We start from the raw sequence: 17,792 nt of genomic DNA on the forward strand, positions 1-17,792 counted from the left end.
AGGAACGTCAGCAGGGTGTCCGGGGCGGTGTAGCGTCCGGGTGTGCTGCCGGAGGGGGCCGTGCCGGTGATGGCCTCGGTCAGCCAGGCGTCCCTGACCGACTGAGGTGGCGTCTCATCAACTGCCCGACGTATCAACCGGTGGTCCCCGTGTTGACGGTTGGCACAGTCGACGGAGGTGTCGACGAGGTCGGGACGGGAGCTGGCAAGCTCGGTGCGTCGGGCGACGAAGGCAGGGCACCACCGGGGGCGCCGCCCCTGTCACCGCCCGGCGTACTCGTGCCCGGGGATGGTGCCGGAGCGGGCTGGTTGCCGACGGGTCGTCCCGGTTCCTGAGTGTTGTCCGCCCTGCGCGGCGGCGGTGTGGGTTCCGGTTGCCGTGCGGGGTGGCGGGGCGCACCCGGTGCGGTGTTGGGATCCGAGCCCGGTGTGTCGGGCACCGCGACGGGGCCGCCGGAATATACGCGCATCCAGGCCAGTACCAGGTTGAGATAGGACTCTGAGTGGTTGTATGCGAGCACGGCGCGCTGCAGCCCCTCGGGTGTGGCCACATCACCGCCGGCCGCGCACAGGTATCGGCCTGCGGCCAGCGAGGCGTCGAAGACGTTGTTCGGATCGGCCCTCCTGTCGGCATTGCCGTCGGCGGCCCAGCTGCGCCAGGTGGACGGGATGAACTGCATGGATCCGACCGCGCGGTCCCAGACGCTGTCGTGGTCGTGGAGCCCGTGATCCGTGTCGGCGATCGCCGACACACCGGGACTGCCATCCAACCGAGGTCCCAGAATCGGCGTCCGAGTGGTGCCCTGCGCGTCGACATCACCGCCCCGCGCATGCCCGGACTCCACCTTCCCGATCGCCGCCAGCAACGGCAGCGGCAGGTGGCAACCCGGCTCCGACGCCCTGGTGTTGTCCACCGCCCGCTGATAAGCCTGCAGCACCGTCGCCGGAATTCCCTGGACAACAGGCCGTGCCTGCCCCCGGCCTCTTCCGTTCAGCACGGCAGGGCTGTCGGTCGCACTCGGCAGATCCGGCAGTGACACGAAATCGGGGTAGGCGGGATAGAGAGGGGTGCTTCCACCGTCTGCACCTGGGTCCGTGACGACTCGCTCCTCAGCAGCGGCCGGAGCGAGAGCTGCCGAGGAAGGTATGACATGCTGCACCACCAGTATCGTCGACAGGGCTCCGACCAACTTCTTCCAACGCATCGTGCGGACATGGCGCTCCGGCCGTGTCACGTGGGGATCGGACAGCGACATCACCGGGCGTCCGACGCGGTCGTCATGACCGGACTGCTGTTTTCCCGGTTCTTGCATGGTCAACCTCACAACGTCTCAGGGCACTCGGTCGGCTACCGGCGCATCAGGCGGTCGCCCTACCGGGGGCAACCCACTTTCCGTTTGTTCGTTCTCATCACGAACCAGCACCCGCGCCGCCGGCATGACCGGTCGTCAACGGCGTACGGCCGCATAGTCGTTCAGTGCTTTCGACCGCCTGCCGCGGCAGCCCCGCGATCCGTTTCGCGGCATGCCATGGCCTCGGCCAACGGATCGGCCACCACATGGTCGGCGAGCCCCATCGCGACGGCGCGCTCTGCCGGGATGGGTGCGCCGGCGAGTGCCTACTCCTTGGCGAGGAGCAGGCCGGTGTGCAGGGGCCAGGTGAGCGGCCGCCGTCGGCCGCGACGAGCCCGGAGAGCGGGCACCATCTTCTTGCCAGGGCCGGCCCGGCGGCTCCGCCGCCGGATGCCTTCCTGCCGTCTACTCGTCACTGGTCAGCGGCAGATCCGGTACCTCCGGCTCGGATGGCTGATCCGACGGAGCCGGCTCGTCCGGCTCATGCCACTCAGGTGGTCTGGCTGGGCTTGGGGACGGGCTCTCCTGTCGCGGTGGTTCCTTGCCCTGTCGTGGTGGTTCCTTGTCCCGCCGTGAGGGCTCATCGCCGGGGCGCGGTTCCGGCGACGCAGTATGCGTCGGTTGCGTGGCCGGCGAGGTCTCGACCGCCGCCGACCCGCCCGCGTAGACGCGCATCCACGCCAGCACTACGTCCAGGTACTGCTCGGAGTGGTTGTACGCGAGCACGGCTCGGCGCAGGCCGCCGTCCCGGCTCACGTCTCCTCCCGCGGCGCACAGGTAGTGGGCCGCCGCGAGCGCGGAGTCGCCCACGTTGTGCGGGTCGGCGGTGCCGTCGCCGTTGCCATCGACTCCCCAACGGTGCCACGTAGAGGGTATGAACTGCATAGGACCGACCGCGCGGTCCCATGCGCTGTCACTGTCATAGACCCCGTTGTCCGTATCGCGGATCGCCGCCAGACCGGGGCCGCCGTCCAGTCGGGGCCCCAGGATGGGGGTGATGGTGCTGCCGTCTGCATTGACCTGGCCACCGCGGGCGTGACCCGATTCCACGCGGCCGATCGCCGCCAGCAGCGGCCATCTGAGCCCACAACCAGGTCGCCGCTCGTTCAGCACGGCCACCGCACTCCGGTAGGCGGCCAGCACCCGCTCGGGGATGGCGACGGCCCCTACCGGCCGCATCCGATCCGTACGATCATGCTCGTCCGCGTGTGTCGCCGACGGAGCCGGTGAGGGCTCCAGCTCCAGGGCGTCCACCGGTGGCGGTTCGAGGTACAGCGGTCTTCCGCCGTCAACCGCTCCCGCCATGAGCTGGCTGGCTTCGGCCGGCTGGGTGACCTGGTACAACGCGACCCCGGTTGCCGCGGTGGTCGCGGCGACCGCCCCGGCCACCGCGGGGGTGACCTTGATCCGCAGCCACGGCCACTTGGTCAGAAGCACGTCAGCGTCTCTCCTCACGAGGCTCTCGTGTTGCGCACTTGTGGCAGGGCCCGTCTCAACCCTGCCGGGCGGGTATCGCAACGCGCGGCGGCGCGCAGACCCGGCAGGGCGAGAGGTCGCGGTCGATCGCCTCCTCGATGCCGATCAGCTCGGCCTCGTCCCGCGCCTCCGACAGCTGGCAATCGACGCGGTGGTAGGACGCGGCACCGGCCACCACGTAGCCGCTGAAGCCCGGACCCTGCGCGCCGGGACCGCCGAGCCCTTGTTTCTCTAGGGCGACGGCGAGACGGTCGATCGCCGCCTCCAAACGCACCCGGTCCACCCGGTGGTTCTGCACGATGAGCATCGCGGCACCCACCACCACGACCGCCAGGCCGATGACGCCGCCGGAGATGAGGTAGGGGAACTGCGCTGGAAGTGAGTTGTAGCTCGCCGCGCCGTTCCAGCCGAGGGACATCAGGACGAAGCCGATCAGGCACAGCAGCACACCGAGCTGCCCGCCGAGCCGACCAAAGTTGATCTGCACCATGTACTCCTATGCACCTGATCCGAGGTACGCCTCGCGCAGGTTGACGGTCCGCAACTCGTCTCCCACGCCGGTGTACACCAACGTTCCCTTTTCCATGATCAGCGCGCGGTCCGCGAACGGCAGCGCGCCGGCGTTCTGTTCCACCATCAGCACCGTGGTGCCGTCGGCCTTGATCCGCGAGGTGACCTCCCAAACCGTGCGCGCCACAGTGGGCGACAGGCCGAGCGAGGCTTCGTCGATCAGTAGCAGTTTGGGGCGGGACATCATCGCGCGCCCCACCGCCAGCATCTGCTGCTCGCCGCCGGACAGCGTGCCGGCGAGCTGGTTCTCCCGCTCGGCCAGGCGCGGGAAGTAATCCCGCACGAGGTCCATCTGCCGCTTGAGCGTCTTGGAGTCGCGGCGGCGGGACCACGCGCCGAGCTTGAGGTTCTGACTTACCGTCAGCCGGGGGAACAGCCGTCGGCCCTCCGGGCTGAGCGAGATGCCGCCGGCCACCCGCTGTGACGGCGAGCCCTTGCGCAGCTCCTTGCCGTCGAAGGTGATGGAGCCGGACTGCGGCTGCAGCATCCCCGCGACCGTGGTGACCGTGGTGGTCTTGCCCGCGCCGTTGAGGCCGAGCAGCACGCAGCACTCGCCCTGCTCGACATCGAAGCTGACGCCGTGCAGCACCGGGTACTGGTCGTAGCCGACCACAAGGTCGCGCACTTCGAGCAGCGCCATCAGACGTACTCCTCCCTCGCCTGCTCGGTGGCCGGCGCGTCGGCCGCGGCGACCGTGGATGCCTCAGGTTCCTCCGGGTCCTCGCCCAGGTAGGCGCGCACGACCTCGGGGTGCCGCCGCACCTCGTCCGGTTTGCCTTCCGTCAGCACCTCGCCGAAGTTGAGGCAGTAGACGTAGTCGGACACCCTGGTGACGAGCGGCACATGGTGGTCGATCATCACGATCGTCACGCCGAACTGCTTGCGCAGTTCGAGCAGTGTGTCGCCGAGCTGGTGGGCTTCCTCCGGGCCCATGCCCGAACCCGGCTCGTCCAGAAGCAGCAGGTCGGGGTCGGTGGCCAGCACCGCGGCGATCTCTACCTTCTTGAGCATGCCGTAGGGCAGGTCGGCCACGCGGGCCTGCGCGACTCCGTCAAGGTTCATCAGCTCGAGGATCTGGTGCGCCCGGTCGGCGAGCCTGCGCTCCTCGGCGAACGTGGCCGGTCCACCGAGGATGCCGGCGAACGCGTCGTAGTCCGTCTCCAGGTGCTGGGCGGTCACCAGGTTCTCCAGCACGGTGGTGTTCTTCACCAGGCCGACGTTCTGGAACGTGCGGCCGATCCCGAGCTTGGTGCGCTCGTGCACCGGCTTGCCGGTGATGTCCATGCCCCGGTAGCGGACGCTGCCGCTGGTGGGGCTGTAGAACCCGGTGATGCAGTTGAACAGCGTCGTCTTGCCGGCCCCATTCGGGCCGATGATGCCGACGATCTCCCACTCCCCGACCTTCAGGTCGATGTGCTGCAGCGCCTTCACGCCGCCGAAGTGGATACTGACGTTGTCGACCTCAAGCACGGACATCGGTGACCTCCACGTCCCGCACCTTCCCGGTGTGGATGTCGAATTTCCGGCCGAGCATCCATTCCTTGATCGGCGCGATCTGCTGTCCGATACCGCCGGGGTGGGTGGTCAGCGTCAGGATCAGCAGGATGGGGCCGAGGACAAGGGGCACGAAGCTCAGCGGCAACCCGATGCCGTCCTCAAGCAGCCAGTCCACCCCGACGGTGTCGAACAGCCAGGTCTTGAACAGCCAGCCGCCCTCCATGAGTGCGAAGAAGACCGAGCCGATCACCACTCCCGCACGGTTCCGCAAGCCGCCCACGACGGTCATCAAGATGAAAGACAGCGCCAGCTCGAAGCCGAAGTTCTGCGGGACGATCAGGTCCTTGCCGTGCGCGAACAGCGCTCCGGCCACGGCCGCGAACACTCCCGAGGTGACGAACGCGAGCAACGTGTAGGCCTTGACGTTGATCCCATAGGAGGACGCCACCCTCGGGTTCTCCCGCAGGGCCTGCAGTGCCCGTCCGCCCTTGGTTCTGGTCAAACGCCAATCCAGCCACAGCACCACGACCACGAACCCGAGGCACAGGTAGTAGTAGGCCGTGGGGCTCTGGAACCCCATCGGCCGCGTGACCGCCTTGCCGGCGTCACCGCCCGTGAAGCCGATGATCCCGAAGATGCTCTCCTCGGTGAACACGCCATAGGCGAAGGTGACCAGCGCGAAGTACAACCCGGTGAGCCGCAGCGAGATCGCACCGAGCACCGCTGCCTGCACGCCACCCACGATCGCCGCGATCGGCACCGCGAACCAGAAGTCGATGCCCAGGTCGACCTCCATGTAGGCCGCCATGAACGCCCCGATTCCCACGAACGCCTGGTGGCCGAGCGAGATGGTGCCGGTGTATCCGATCAGGATGTTGAGCGAGAGCCCGATGATCACGAACACGGCAGCGGTGATCAGGTGTCCGATGTCCTCGCCATGGAGGTCGAAGGGCGACAGGAAGTTGCCGGGAACCGCGAACACGAACCACGCCAGGGCCGCCCACGCCAAGCCGCGGGCGAACCACCCGGCGGTGGTCGGCCGGAACCGTGACTTGGGCTTCCCCACCACGCTGGGCAGAACGAGCGTGCTCTCGGCGGACGCCTCCTTGCCGGGCGATGCCTGTACCGCACTCATGCGCCGACCACCTTTCGCGCGAACAGGCCCTCCGGGCGGAGCAGCAGGACTACCAGCAGGAACACGAAAAGAATCGTCGCCTTCGGCCCGGGCAGGTCGGCCAGCGCGCTGAGCGCACCCAACTGCTCCACGATGCCCACCAGAAGGCCGCCGGCCAGCGCCCCGGGCATGCTGCGCATCCCGGCGAGCACCGCGGCCATGAGGCCGGGCAGCAGCGCCGCACCGCCGCCGAAGGTGAGGAACGCCGCGGTGAAGGTGTCGTTGGGACCCGACAGGATCCCCGCCAGCCCACCGAGGGCCGCGGCGATTCCCCACGTCATCAGCGACACCCGGCGCACGCTGATGCCCACCAGTTCGGCGGCGGTGGCCTCCTGCTGCGCGGCCTGGATCGCCAGCCCGGACGGCGACCGGAAGAACGCCGCCAGCGCCAGCGCCACCACGATCAGTACCAGCACCGTGATCACCTTCTGGTACGTGATGGCGACTCCCAGAACCGTGGCGATCGAGCCCTCGACGATTGGCGGCATCTCCCGGATCGGCTGCTCGTTGGTGAGCCAGAACTGGATGCCGATCGCGGTCGTCGCGACACCGGCGGTACCTACCAGCAGCGTCACCTTCGAGCTGTGCCGCAGCGGACGGATCACCACTCGCTCCGTCACCAGCCCCATGACGATGGCCACGGATATGCCGAACAGCAGGCCCAGCGCGTAGTCCCAGTGCCACATTTCCACGGCCACGAAGGCTGCGAACAAGCCGGTGGTGCCGAACTCCGTCTGCGCGAAGTTGAACACACCGGTCGCGCGGTACACCAGCACGATGCCCAGCGCTACCAACGCGTACACACTGCCCCGGAACAGCCCGTTGACCAGGGCGACGACCAGCTCCTGGCTCACGGCTTGTACCTCCCGGGCCGGGTCTTGAACTGCCGCGCACCACAGTCGGCTTCCAGCAGGTACATCGCGCTGCCACCGAACCTCTTGTTCGGTGCGAACTTGGCCGACGGGAACACCCCGGAGTCGAAGGTCTTGCCGCTGTTGAGCGTCGCCATGAACGTGCGGTGGCTGAGGTTCTTGCCGGCCGCCTGGAGCATCTGACCGACCAGCTTCTCGAGGCCCCAGGCATTGATGGCGATATCGTCCGGATCAGCTCCGCCGTTCTTCGCCTTATACGCTTTCCGGAACTCCGGGTCGATCGAGTCTATCCTGTCCAATTGCGGGAACGACGAGAAGAACCGGGCGCCATTGATCTGCGGGCAGCCACCCGTGGCAACCACGTTGAGCCCGCTCGTGTTCCCAGGACCATAGAATTTCACGCTGCACGTCAGCGCCTTGGACACATTCACCAGGCCGCCAGGGCTCGCGTTCCACACGACCGCCTTCGCACCGCTGTTGCAAATCTTCGCCGCGATCGACGTTGCTTCGGCCTGGATCTTCTTCGGAGCGCGGTCGTTCAGCACGAGTTTGGTTCCGAACGCCTGCTTCAGTGAATTGCCCTGTATCTTCGCGTAGTTGTCCAGATTATCGTTCTCCGCGACGATCAGCCCGACTTTCTGCCCGGAGAAGGCCGCCCTTATCTCACGTGTGATCACCGGCGCCTGCTGCTCGTAGGTGAGGTAGGCCGCGAAGTAGGTCTGCAGAGCGTTCAGTGAACCGAGACGCGGATTGGACTCATGCACACCGCCCGAGATGTAGGGCCACTGCCGGGAGTTCGCGTAGCGCGCGCAGGCGTCGATCTGGTCGGCACCGGCGGAACCGATGACCAGGAAGTACTTCTGTTCGATGAAGCTCTTGCACTTCGATACCGCAGTCGACGGGTCGAAGTTGTCGTTCTCGAGCTTGACCTGGAGCTTCCGCCCGTTGATCCCGCCCTTCTTGTTGATGTAGTCGGCGTACACGCCCACCGCGCGCTCGATCGAGTTCTGGGGGATCGCCGCCGCGCCCGTCACCGGTGCGTGCACGCCGATCTTGATCGGCTCCCCCGGCTTCAGCGGCGTGGGATCGCCGACACCCGGCGGCACCGGCCCGCTGGTGCCGCCACCGCTGCCGCCCCTGTCACCGGTACCCCCGGTGCCCGTCCCGGTCCCGGTACCGGTACCGGCGGCGTCTGTGCCAGCGCCCGCACCCACGTCCTGCGCGCCGGGGTCCAGGGCGCCTGGGTCAACCGGCTGACCGTCCGCACCAACCCCTCCGAGCTCACCTGTAGCGGTGCCCTGTCCACTCGATCCACCCTGCCCGGCGTAAACCCGGTTCACGCCCGGCTTCTGCCCGCAGCCCGAGACCACCGCAAACGTCAGCGCCACCGCTGCGATACCGATCTGCCTCGACCGTCGCCGGATCACTGCGCCTCCTTGGAAAACGTCTTGTTGGCCCGGAATCGGTCGAGCGCGCGGCCCACACCGTGACGCGCACCGGACAGAGCCGGCTCACCGTTCGGGCCGAGCGCGAACATCACCGCATAGGCGAACCCGAGCCCGACCGGGATCAGGAAGAGAACTCCGCCGGGGATGTCCTCCAGCATTGAGCCCACATGCGTCACCGGGGTGGCCGCAGTCGGCGACCGCAGCCCGCTGCTGCGGGCCACGTCCCGGGCTTCCGGGGCGGTCGGCGCCGTGGCGTCATCCGGCATGGTTCCTGCATCCGCCGGTACTTCTCCGGAGAAGTCCGTACCGGCACCCGTGTCGACCGCGCCCGAACCGCCTGTCGTCCCGCTGTCCGCCGGTATGGCAGCCGGCGGTGGGGGTGTCGCTCCCCCGGTCGCCACCAGCTTCATGCCGATGCCCTTGTCCGACGGCCCGTCCCAGGTCACCTGGAAACTCATCGGCGCCTCGACCTGCTCCACGAGGACGATCGAAGTGGGTAGCTGACTGTCCTCCGCCAGCCAGAGCCGCGCGATCGACGTGAGGTCGAAGTGCCAGATCCCGTCCTCGCCGCGTTCGCCGGCAGCAGTGGCGCGTTCACAGTCGTAAGCCGGCCGCGACGACCACTTTCCACCCTCGGCCTTGGCCCAGAACGCATCCGCGACAGGGCACGCCACGACCTTGACGCCCTCGCCGTCGGAGTTCACGTTCGAGTTGGGGGCGGACGATTCCCTCAGCATCACATCGAACGAGGTCACATCCGCGCCCGGGCCGTATTCCAGCGCGAACTCGATGGCCGCGACCATCTCCTCCGCACCATTGACCGCCGCCACGGTCATCGCACCGGCCGGCACATTCGGCGGCGTCGGCTCAGGCCTAGCGATGAGGCCCGATTTGTCGATCTCGTTCTCGTCGTTGCTCTTCCACCACCAACCCGCCTGATACACCTTTCCTCCGATGGAGGGGCCCGGCTCAACGGCGGGTGCCGCGCTGACCGGTCCGGCCGCACTGAGGAGCACGGCGCACGACGCGGCGAACCCGGCGCCGAGACTGCTGGGAGTAGGCATCTGTCTCCTTGGCCAGTCCAACTACACTGTTGGACTGAATTACTTGTGGGTAGGCAAGCGATATGGCGGACGTAGTCCGCAAGCGATATGACGGACGTAGTCGCGTCAACGAGAAGTCAAGAGTGCTTTTGATTTCCCACGGCTCGAGGTAGCACGCTGGCCCTCGGGCATCGAGGAACACCGGGTCACGGAGGCGACCCAGAAGTCTGCCCTCACTGGCGACATTCAGCGCGCACCCGCATCGTGGTCGCGCCGGGCCAGTCGGCGTCCTGCGGGCGACGTGCACCCCGGAACTGACATACGTACCTAGTCGACACGGCCGTCGGCCGTTCCAGCATGAGTGGGCGCGCTGCGTACGGCGCCCACCATGGCGTCAGTTACACGCCTGCGCACACATCTTTTCGTACAGCGCCGAGTCGTGGGCACAGCTGATCGCCAGGTCGGGGTCTGCGCGCCGGTAGAGTTCGGCGAGACGGGCGTGGTTGTCGCTGACCCTCTTCAGGTCGAATGCGACAAGGGCTTCCATGGCGCGCAGGGCGGCAGGTACGGGGAGTGGCCGTCGATCGTTCCGTGGTGGTAAATGGCGTCGCCGCAGTGCAGTAGCCAGCGGGTGCCGGCGTCCACGGCGACGCAGGCGTGTCGGTACGACGGCGGCCAGTCGGCTCGCCGAGTCGGGCGCCCTTGTGCCGTCTCCTTGCGTCGTCGGCCGCGGCCGTGGTGGGGGGATGAGCGGATGCTGCGGAAGGCGCCGTTCCATGGGTGAACACTCCGGTGGGTGCGGCGACGGAGGGGGGATGCGGGGGGAGGGGGGCGGCATCGCGATTGCGGGGACCGTACTGACTGGACGGTATGTACGTCAACGGGTTGTGCAGCAGATCTTTCACCTGTGCGGTACAGGTAGTTCCGGCCAGGACAGCACTGTGCACGGCGGGTACCGGCACCTGGAGTTCCTCTCCGCCGGGGTCGGGACGGTGAGCCGGTACGTCAAGGGCAACACCGATGGCCTGCCCCACACCGAGAACCCAGTCTTCGCAGAGGCGCAGGCGCGCACCGAGAAGTTCGTCCGGCGGGCAGATCTGGGTCGACCCTCGCGCCGAGGGCTGGCTGCCCGACGCCTACATCGCCATGGCAGACCGCAATCCTGGACGCCACCGAGATCAAAGTGCGCAGGCCCGCGGCCGGGCGGCCGGACCGAGACCGCTTCATCATCGGAAGTTCCGCAGAAACGCACCAGCGTGGTACGACGTGACGCATGCCGCACAACGGCATGCACACTCCTCCCGACGCATCCGGGTCGAGCACGGAATCGCGCACCTGAACCGGCGGTGCCTGGCACGTCACCACGGCCGACGCGAACACCTTGTCGTCACCGTCCAAGCAGCCGGTGTCTAGGTTGACTGGCCGTCACAGGCTTGATTCTGGCGCGGGTTGTGCCCCTCGATGCACGACGCCCGTGGTTGTTGATCATTTCTGTTCTCTACCTTTGATCTTGGCCAGTGCTCCGGCGTTTACGCCGGGGTGAAGGCCCTCTCAGAACTGCTCATACCCGCACGGGAGCACGGGTCGGCACTGTTCACCTCAGCCCGCGGGGCGCTTCTGGTTGTCGATGTACTGCTTCACGACGGTCAGGGCGCCCGCCGCAGCTTCCGGCGAAGTACGAGCCGGACCAGAAGTGACCACCCCACAGGTACCGGCGTACGTGGGTGTCGTACTCCTTGCGCAGCAGACGGGCGGATACGCCCTTGAGCGAGTTGACCAGCTTGGAGAGCTGGACCTTCGGCGGGTAGTGCACGAGCAGATGTACGTGATCGTCCTCGCCGTTGAACTGCTTCAACTCGGCCTCGAAGTCCGCGCACACCTCCCGCATGATCTCCTCGGACCGCGTCAGCATGGCGTCGGTCATGGCTTTGCGCCGGTACTTCGTGACGAAAACCAAGTGGACGTGCAGGTTGTAGGCGACGTGACGGCCGGTGCGTACACCGGGGTTTGGGTTCCAGCGTGGTGACATGAACCACGTATGTATGGTGAGCGCCATGCGGCTTCGGTACGGGTTCCGCCTGTATCCGAACGGCCCGCAGTGCTCGGCGCTGGCAAGGGTGTTCGGGTGGCTCGGGTGGTCTTCAACGACGCGCTGCGCGCTCGTGGGGACGGAGACAGGAGTCCCGGGCCAAGTAGTGGGGTTCGTGCCTTGAGTTGACGAATCCAGGATGCCGGGCAGCAGAGCCGAATGCCTCGAAGTGAACGACGCCCACCCACCGCCCACATCCCCGTCCGCGACAGCAAGCACCCCAGGGCCCCGCCATCCTCTTCGCCCCCCACCGCCTGGACCACCTTCATCGGCGCCCTCAAAACCGACACACGAAGCACATGATTTAACTCTTGTCACTGGCAAGGCGGTGTACATACGTTCCCCTTCGCCCCCCACTCGGAACGCTTGCTGTGGCGATCCCTGAGCGGGCGTGACAAGGAGGACAGGCACCCCGTGAAAATACGCATAGGCGCCGCCCTGACGGCGATCCCCCTCGCCGTGGCCGCACTTCCCGCAACAGCGGAAGCCGCCACGGCGAACGACCACCTGGTCGAGGTGACCCGTGCCACCGGCAGGGCAATACCCGGCCAGTACATCGTCACCCTCAAACCCGGTACGAACGCCGACGGCCTGGCCCGCATCGCGGGGGTGCGTACGAGGCACACCTACAACGCCGTCATCGACGGCTTCGCGGCCGAGCTCAACGCCGGTCAGCTCAACGCCCTGCGCCGCAACCCCGCCGTCCTCCGTATCGAGGAGGACCAGCAGGTCCGCGCCGACCGCACCGTCCGCGCCACCGCCACCCAGGGCAACGCCACCTGGGGCCTCGACCGTATCGACCAGCGCAACCTGCCGCTGTCCACGACTTACGGCTACAACACCACCGCCTCCAACGTGACGGCGTACATCATCGACACCGGCATCGACCCCAGCCACCCCGACTTCGGCAACCGCGCCGCGATCGCCTACGACGCCACTCTCGGAGGCACCGGCCTGGACTGCAACGGCCACGGCACACATGTCGCCGGGACCATCGGCGGCACCACCTACGGCGTGGCCAAGGGGGTCAAGCTCCGTGGCGTGCGCGTCCTCAACTGCGCCGGCATCGGGACCAACGCCGATGTGATCGAGGGCATGGACTGGGTCCGTACCCACGCTGTGAAGCCTGCCGTCGCCAACATGTCGCTCGGCGGCGGCTTCTCCGCCACCGTCAACAGCGCGGCCACCAGCCTCAACAACTCCGGTGTCTTCCTCGCCGTCGCGGCCGGCAACGAAGAAGAGGACGCCTGCAAGACCTCGCCGGCCAGCGCCTCCGGTGTGATGACCGTCGCGGCGTCGGACAAGACGGACACCGCCGCATCCTTCACGAATTACGGCCCCTGCGTGGAGACCTACGCGCCCGGCGTTTCCATCACCTCCGCCTGGCTCCTGGGCACCACCAACACCATCAGCGGCACCTCGATGGCCAGCCCGCACGTCGCGGGTGTGGGCGCGCTCTACAAGGGCGCCAAGGGCGACGCAGCGTCCTCCACCGTCAACAACTGGATCACCAGCAACGCCACCAGCGGTGTGATCAAGAACAACCGCGCCGGCACCCCCAACCGACTGCTGTACAAGAACGCCCTCTGAGCTTGTTCTCTATCTTCGGTGTGGCTGTGGGCCCTGGCACGGGGGCGTCCGAGACTGCGTCTGGTGGCGTCTGTCCAATTCGGTCGGCGGCGCGGCCGGGCGGTTGCCCCGCGGCGGGCCACCGTCGGCGCCGGAGGGCCGGAGCTGCCCGACTTTGGCCGCCATCGCCGCTCTGCGGGCGCCGTGTACTACGTGCTGTACCCGAGGCCCATCAAGCGGAAGCATGATCCGGGGAACTGGGCGCCGACCGCGAAGGCGTACCTCGACGGCCTGGCCGATGCCGGACTCCTCCTGGACGACAACTCCGAGCATCTGGTCGGCTCGTACCCAAAAATGGGTCCGTCCGTGACGACCGGTGGCACCTGCACGTCCCTGAGCGGCCCGCTCACGGCCACGAGGAAGGCCGCCCCCGGTGCGGGGGGCTTGTCCATCTCGGTCATGCCCCCGAGGGCCCAGAGGGTGACGTTGCGGACGGGGATGCCCTTGCGCCGGGCCGCGACAGCGTGCGCGGACTCGTGCGCCAGCAGGCTCAGCAGGAGCAGCAGGGCGCCGATGATCCCGGCGAGGGTGTAGGCGGTCGTCGACTGTCCTGGGACCCAGGCGGGAAGCGTCCCGCTGCCCAGGCTGGAGCCGAACAGGAACACCAGCAGGGGCACGGTCCAGTGGTCGCGCAGCGGCACCCCGAGAATATGTCCGATCCGTAGCGAGCTCTTCATTACTGTCTCCTGCCGACCCGATCCGGGATGCCGTCATGGTGAGCCGGTGTGCCGCGCGGGGCTCCTTGCGATCGGCCGTCTGACGACGTGGTCGTGGCGAGCATGGTGGTCATCCGGCGGCTTGGGGCGGATGGTCTTGGCCGCCACCGCGGTGAGGGCGGTCGGCGTTCGGGGGCATCGGGGTGCGACCGGGCCGCTTCCTACCTGCCCACCCTCGACGGGCGACCCGGGGGCTCGGCGCAGGCGTGGCTTCGTCGATCTGGTAGATGTCGGGGATGCCGTCGGCGTCCGCGTCGACGGTCTCTGCCTCGTACAGTCGCCGGTACTTGTTGTTCCGCAGCCTCAGCAGGACGCATGCCACGAGCGCGGCGGTGAGCGATCCCAGCAGGACGGCGGCCTTGATGTGCTCCTGCTCCGTCGGGTCCGGGTAGGCCAGTTCGCCGATCAGCAGCGAGACGGTGAAGCCGATGCCGGCGAGTGTGGACAGGGCGAACACGTCCGCCAGCGCGAGTCCTGGGCCGAGCTGGGCACGGGTGAAGCGGATGGCCAGGTACGTGCCGCCGAAGACACCCAGGACCTTGCCCGCTGAGAGACCCGGAGCGACGCCCAGTGGTTCGGGGCTGGTGACCACGGTCCCCAGCGTGTCGCCGGATACGCTCACCCCGGCCGCGAACAGCGCGAAGAGGGGAACGGCCACTCCCGCGGAGACCGGTCGGACCAGATGGGCTATGTGCTCGGCCGGACGATGGCCTGCCTTTCCGTCCTTCGCCACGCGCAGAAGCAGCCCCATGGCGACTCCGGCCACGGTGGCGTGGACGCCGCTGGCATAGGTCAGGCCCCAGATGACCAAAGCCAGAGGGAGATACCAGTACCAGCCGTGCACCTGCCGATGGTCGTGCAGGTGGAAGAAGAGGCCGAGGGCGAGGACGGCCCCGATGAGGGCCGGCAGGCACGTGGATGGACGCGGTGTAGAAGAGGGCGATGACGATGATGGCGCCAAGGTCGTCGACGATCGCGAGGGTCAGCAGGAAGGCGCGCAGCGCGGAGGGCAGGTGGGTGTCGATCACGGCGAGCACGCCGAGGGCGAAGGCGATGTCGGTAGCCATGGGCACGGCCCAGCCGTTCCAGGTTCCTCCTCCGGACGTGGCGACGATTCCATAGAGGACTGCCGGTACGGCCATGCCGCAGGCTGCGGCGACCACCGGCACAGTCGCCGCCTTGGGATCGCGCAGCTCTCCGACCACCAGTTCGCGCTTGAGTTCGGCGCCGGCGACGAAGAAGAAGATGGCCAGCAGTCCGTCCGCCGTCCAGTGGGCCACGGAGAGATCAAGGCCGAGGGCGGGGACACCGAAGTGGAAGTCCCGCACCTCCTCATAGGAGCTTCTCAGCGGCGTGTTCGCCCACACCAGTGCCACCGCTGCCGCGGCGAGGAGCACGATGCTGCCGACGGTCTCCGTACGCAGAGCCTGCGCGACGAACATGCGCTCAGGCAGAGGGAGTCGGCCGAGGAACGTGCGGGGTCCGCGGTTACGCCGGGACATGCGATCGGTTGCCTTTCGGACAGAGCGTGCTGGTCAACGCGGCAGGAGCGGTCAGACGGCCTCCAGCAGACGCTCCGGAAGGCGCGCGGCCGTGACCACCCCGAGCAGGCGAGCCGGCTCCCGGGCGGGCCGGCTGACCACGGGGATGAGAGGACTTCGGCTCCGGGCCATCAACTCCGCGAGTTCGGGGGCCGTCCAGTCGGGGTCGGCGGCCGGCAGGAATGGCCGTGCCACGGGCAGGCAGTCGGCGACCGTGCGCCCCTGGAGGGCGCGGGAGAGGCGATCGGCATGCGGCTCGTCGATCACCGCGGCCAGCCCGCGGTCTTCCGCCGGAGCAGCGGCCAGATCGGCGGGTGGTACGAAACGGGCCGACAGCACATCCTGGGGGACCCCGAGCAGCACCGGCCCCGCCGGCCTGTCATCCAGTGCGGCGAAAGCGGCGTTGACCGTGTCGAGGAAGATCCGGGCATCGGGCTCGGTCATCCCGGAGCAGTCGTGAAACGCGCTCGCGAAGGCTCCGGCTGCGGGGATGAGGCCGAACTCGGCGTGCGGAGGCAGGAACGCCGCGGAACCGGTCGACGCCATGCCCACGAGACACAGAACAGGTACCTCGCTGCGCCGCACGTCGGCGACGGCGCCCAGAGCGTTGGTGAGGCCTCGTGCGCCGTGCACGATCGCCGCAGTGCCGTCAGGGCTGCGCCGATTGGCCCCTCCGGCCATGAACACGGCTTCCTTGTCTCCCTGGAATTGACCAAGGTCATACCGTCTGGCGGGCGACAAGATGATCACCGCGGAGGACACCGACCCGCCTATGGCGTATCCAGGAGGAGCCCGTGCGCGCACGTGATCTCGCAGAGCCCTACGTAGCCCTACCGAAGGATGCCGATGCCATCGAGGCCGTGCGCCTGATCGTGAAGCGGCGCCTGCCGGGCGAAGCGCAGTGCGTCTCGCTGCGGTGCCTGCCTGAGGGCGTGACTGAAGCCTTCCGGCAAGGCGGGCTTGCATCACCGGCTCGGGAACGCACCACGCTCTTCAGAGTGCCTATCGGTCGCCGCCGGACGCTGAAGGCCCGGCTGAGCGCATTGCCGGACCTTCAGCGGGTCGCACCGTTCCTCGGGCTGATCCGTGGGGGGACTCAGCAGCCGTAGTTGACCAGGTCGAAGGACTCGTAGTGGTCGGCCGTGTAGTAGTCCTCCTGGTTCTCCTCACCGGTGACGATGCGGCGCGCACCGCGCGTGGAGGAGCCCGGCGTGATCACGGTGTACTCGTGATAGTAGCCAGAGGACTGGCTGGGCAGGATCCCTTCCCGGTTCTGGAAGACGGTGCCGTCCTGGGAGTAGGGGTAGGGGCCACCCTGCTCGATCAGGTCGAGGGTGTCGTGCGCCTGCGAGGGCAGGTCGCTGTAGCAGATGCTGCCGACCGCGGCGGCCGCCGGGGTCGCGGTGACCGTGCCTCCGACGAGGAGGGCGGACAGGACGGCGGCTGCCGCGCCGATGAGGGTGATTCGTGGGGGGAATCTCATGGCTTCATGATGACGCGCGTAGACAGTGGCATGTCAATGACAGCCGTGCAGAATTTCCCGCAAGTCCGAGGAGTTTTCGCGGAGTTAACGTGCGACCCAGCGTCACCACGTTGCCCCCACACGCCGCTGTCTCGCCCGGTGACCCGAGGGCAGAGCCGTTTGCTCTCCAGCTCAGCAGCAGCCGCAGACCCCGGGATCGGCGTGCTGCTGCTCGCCAACGCGGCAAGGGTCATCCGCCGACCGGCAGTGGGTCTGCGCTGCACGAGCCATTGTCAAGATCTGTGGATCGGGCCGGGCTGAGGCGGCTTGGAGGACATCCTGACCTTGATGTCGTTCTCGCCGTGACGGGTGACTTCGTGCAGGCCCAGTCGCCGGTAGAGGGCCTGGGCCCTCTGGTTGACGATGAGGACGTCCAAGGTGAGGTCCCGGCCCTGCTGGCGCGCTTGGTGCAGGAGGCTGTGGATGAGTCGGCTGCCGATGCCGCGTCCCTGATGGTCGGGGTGGAGTTCGATCCGCGCCAGGTAGATCTCCGTCGGCCGGTGCTCGACGTGGAGCATGCCCGCATCGGCGCCGTCGACGGTGATGATCTGCCACCGGCAGGGGCTGAACACGCGGGCATGGAAGTCGCGTTGGATCTGCTCGTCCCAGCCCCAGATAGCCGTGACGTAGGCGCTCATGGCGGCTTTGTGCAGCCGGCCGCTGTGGTGACCTTCCTGGGCTGGTGGTAGCCGTTGCGGACCACGAGCCGTCGGCCGGCCTCGTCCCGCTGGTCGACCAACTCGGCTATGTAGGCGTTGACTTCGGCCTCCAGGGCCGCCGCGAGCATCCTTCTTGCGCCCTCCCGGACAATCTCGTCGATCAACGAGGAACCGTTGGCGGTGGTGCCGTCGTCGTTGACTACGC

At 67.9% G+C, this 17,792-nt stretch carries 17 protein-coding genes and 4 pseudogenes; 4 read left to right on the plus strand and 17 right to left on the minus strand.

Annotated features, from left to right (window positions below; genetic code table 11):
* Positions 1–133: 133 nt before the first annotated feature.
* The 10 genes from H4N64_RS42120 to H4N64_RS44665 form a co-directional block, all read right to left on the minus strand.
* On the minus strand, positions 134–1,312 hold the full coding sequence (locus tag H4N64_RS42120) for a lytic transglycosylase domain-containing protein (RefSeq protein ID WP_260860323.1): 1,179 nt from the start codon (positions 1,310–1,312) through the stop codon (positions 134–136).
* Between the two features lie 444 nt (positions 1,313–1,756).
* Positions 1,757–2,236, minus strand: coding sequence for a lytic transglycosylase domain-containing protein (locus tag H4N64_RS47085; RefSeq protein WP_418896340.1), 480 nt, complete (start codon positions 2,234–2,236; stop codon positions 1,757–1,759).
* Positions 2,237–2,843: 607 nt separating this feature from the next.
* Positions 2,844–3,317 (minus strand): hypothetical protein, encoded by a 474-nt coding sequence (locus tag H4N64_RS42130; RefSeq protein ID WP_186287917.1) that lies wholly within the window; start codon positions 3,315–3,317, stop codon positions 2,844–2,846.
* Positions 3,318–3,323: 6 nt separating this feature from the next.
* Positions 3,324–4,040 (minus strand): ABC transporter ATP-binding protein, encoded by a 717-nt coding sequence (locus H4N64_RS42135; RefSeq protein WP_222110043.1) that lies wholly within the window; start codon positions 4,038–4,040, stop codon positions 3,324–3,326.
* Positions 4,037–4,873 carry an ABC transporter ATP-binding protein gene (locus tag H4N64_RS42140; protein WP_186287919.1) on the minus strand — a complete coding sequence of 279 codons (837 nt, stop codon included), beginning with the start codon at positions 4,871–4,873 and terminating at the stop codon, positions 4,037–4,039. Before H4N64_RS42140 ends, H4N64_RS42135 begins: the two co-directional genes overlap by 4 nt.
* Positions 4,860–6,029, minus strand: coding sequence for a branched-chain amino acid ABC transporter permease (locus tag H4N64_RS42145; protein ID WP_186287920.1), 1,170 nt, complete (start codon positions 6,027–6,029; stop codon positions 4,860–4,862). The genes H4N64_RS42140 and H4N64_RS42145 overlap by 14 nt, the downstream gene beginning before the upstream one ends.
* Positions 6,026–6,922, minus strand: coding sequence for an ABC transporter permease subunit (locus H4N64_RS42150; RefSeq protein ID WP_186287921.1), 897 nt, complete (start codon positions 6,920–6,922; stop codon positions 6,026–6,028). The genes H4N64_RS42145 and H4N64_RS42150 overlap by 4 nt, the downstream gene beginning before the upstream one ends.
* On the minus strand, positions 6,919–8,367 hold the full coding sequence (locus tag H4N64_RS42155) for an ABC transporter substrate-binding protein (RefSeq protein WP_186287922.1): 1,449 nt from the start codon (positions 8,365–8,367) through the stop codon (positions 6,919–6,921). The genes H4N64_RS42150 and H4N64_RS42155 overlap by 4 nt, the downstream gene beginning before the upstream one ends.
* Positions 8,364–9,332: a hypothetical protein gene (locus tag H4N64_RS42160; RefSeq protein WP_186287923.1), complete on the minus strand. Its 969-nt coding sequence runs from the start codon at positions 9,330–9,332 to the stop codon at positions 8,364–8,366. Before H4N64_RS42160 ends, H4N64_RS42155 begins: the two co-directional genes overlap by 4 nt.
* A 493-nt stretch (positions 9,333–9,825) precedes the next feature.
* Positions 9,826–9,978 (minus strand): hypothetical protein, encoded by a 153-nt coding sequence (locus tag H4N64_RS44665; protein ID WP_222110042.1) that lies wholly within the window; start codon positions 9,976–9,978, stop codon positions 9,826–9,828.
* Positions 9,979–10,399: 421 nt separating this feature from the next.
* Here H4N64_RS44665 and H4N64_RS46080 point away from each other — a divergent pair.
* Positions 10,400–10,580: pseudogene (locus H4N64_RS46080) on the plus strand (acetyl-CoA C-acyltransferase); the annotation flags it as partial.
* A 450-nt stretch (positions 10,581–11,030) separates the two neighbouring features.
* Here H4N64_RS46080 and tnpA read toward each other — a convergent pair.
* A pseudogene (tnpA, locus tag H4N64_RS42170) lies at positions 11,031–11,460 on the minus strand (IS200/IS605 family transposase).
* 219 nt (positions 11,461–11,679) lie between these two features.
* On the opposite strand from tnpA, the gene H4N64_RS42175 reads away from it, so the two are divergent.
* Together H4N64_RS42175 and H4N64_RS42180 are read left to right on the plus strand one after the other, a co-directional pair.
* A complete protein-coding gene (locus H4N64_RS42175; protein WP_260860317.1) occupies positions 11,680–11,823 on the plus strand; it encodes a DUF397 domain-containing protein in 144 nt (47 codons plus the stop codon).
* Between the two features lie 111 nt (positions 11,824–11,934).
* Positions 11,935–13,110 carry a S8 family serine peptidase gene (locus tag H4N64_RS42180; RefSeq protein ID WP_186287924.1) on the plus strand — a complete coding sequence of 392 codons (1,176 nt, stop codon included), beginning with the start codon at positions 11,935–11,937 and terminating at the stop codon, positions 13,108–13,110.
* Between the two features lie 188 nt (positions 13,111–13,298).
* Here the strand turns inward: H4N64_RS42180 and H4N64_RS46085 are convergent, their stop codons facing one another.
* The 3 genes and pseudogenes from H4N64_RS46085 to H4N64_RS42195 all read right to left on the minus strand — a co-directional run bounded on the left by H4N64_RS46085 (position 13,299) and on the right by H4N64_RS42195 (position 16,168).
* Positions 13,299–13,826, minus strand: a complete 528-nt coding sequence (locus tag H4N64_RS46085) for a site-2 protease family protein (RefSeq protein WP_260860319.1) — start codon at positions 13,824–13,826, stop codon at positions 13,299–13,301.
* Between the two features lie 109 nt (positions 13,827–13,935).
* Positions 13,936–15,367, minus strand: a pseudogene (gene nhaA / locus H4N64_RS42190) (Na+/H+ antiporter NhaA).
* 51 nt (positions 15,368–15,418) lie between these two features.
* Complete coding sequence (locus tag H4N64_RS42195) at positions 15,419–16,168, minus strand: thiamine pyrophosphate-binding protein (RefSeq protein ID WP_186287925.1); 750 nt, start codon at positions 16,166–16,168, stop codon at positions 15,419–15,421.
* A 32-nt stretch (positions 16,169–16,200) separates the two neighbouring features.
* Here H4N64_RS42195 and H4N64_RS46625 point away from each other — a divergent pair, with 32 nt between their 5' ends.
* Positions 16,201–16,515, plus strand: a complete 315-nt coding sequence (locus tag H4N64_RS46625; RefSeq protein WP_186287926.1) for a hypothetical protein — start codon at positions 16,201–16,203, stop codon at positions 16,513–16,515.
* Here the strand turns inward: H4N64_RS46625 and H4N64_RS42205 are convergent.
* The 3 genes and pseudogenes from H4N64_RS42205 to H4N64_RS42215 form a co-directional block, all read right to left on the minus strand.
* Positions 16,503–16,889, minus strand: a complete 387-nt coding sequence (locus H4N64_RS42205; RefSeq protein WP_186287927.1) for a guanyl-specific ribonuclease — start codon at positions 16,887–16,889, stop codon at positions 16,503–16,505. The genes H4N64_RS46625 and H4N64_RS42205 overlap by 13 nt on opposite strands.
* 272 nt (positions 16,890–17,161) lie before the next feature.
* Positions 17,162–17,566 (minus strand): GNAT family N-acetyltransferase, encoded by a 405-nt coding sequence (locus H4N64_RS42210; protein WP_186287928.1) that lies wholly within the window; start codon positions 17,564–17,566, stop codon positions 17,162–17,164.
* Positions 17,567–17,580: 14 nt separating this feature from the next.
* A pseudogene (locus H4N64_RS42215) lies at positions 17,581–17,792 on the minus strand (IS256 family transposase); the annotation flags it as partial.

It is taken from the genome of Streptomyces cupreus (genome assembly GCF_014257025.1).
Lineage (GTDB): Bacteria > Actinomycetota > Actinomycetes > Streptomycetales > Streptomycetaceae > Streptomyces > Streptomyces cupreus.